The organism is Paraburkholderia sp. J69-1, assembly GCF_905220255.1.
Classification (GTDB): domain Bacteria; phylum Pseudomonadota; class Gammaproteobacteria; order Burkholderiales; family Burkholderiaceae; genus Paraburkholderia.
Map to the genome: position 1 here is coordinate 1 of NZ_CAJMZG010000086.1, position 594 is coordinate 594.

The window sequence follows — 594 nt, forward strand, 5'->3', positions numbered from 1 at the left end:
TGGCGGCGCGCAAAACGACGCGCCGCCGTCGCTTCAAGCATCCGATTCCCCCACCTCCTCTGCACGATGGCAGGATACCTGACGGCCATCGACTTCGCGAAGTTGCGGCACTTCCTGGCGGCATCGTTCGATCGCATACGGGCAGCGCTGATGGAACGTGCAACCCGACGGCGGATTCAGCGGCGAAGGCAATTCCCCCTCGAGCTTGATCTTCACGCGGCGATCCGCCTCGAAGATCGCAGGCGTCGCCGACAGCAGCGAGCGCGTGTACGGATGACGCGGGCGCCCGATCACCGTGGCCTTGTCGCCCAGTTCCGCGACACCGCCCAGATACATCACCATCACATCGTCGGCGATATGCTCGACCACCGCCAGGTTGTGCGAGATGAACACATAGCTCGTACGGAACTGCTCCTGCAGATCCATGAACAGATTCAGGATCTGCGCCTGGATCGACACGTCGAGCGCGGACACCGGTTCGTCCGCCACCACGATCTGCGGATCGAGAATCATCGCGCGCGCAATCGCCACACGCTGACGCTGGCCGCCCGAGAACATATGCGGATAACGCTTCGCATGCTCCGGCCGCAAGCC

1 protein-coding gene is annotated in these 594 nt (G+C 63.3%); it reads right to left on the bottom strand.

Annotated features, from left to right (window positions below):
* Nucleotides 1-33 precede the first annotated feature (33 nt).
* Nucleotides 34-594, bottom strand: a 561-nt coding sequence (locus U5A67_RS40485; protein ID WP_321818838.1) for an oligopeptide/dipeptide ABC transporter ATP-binding protein, incomplete at its 5' end; no start/stop codon positions are given.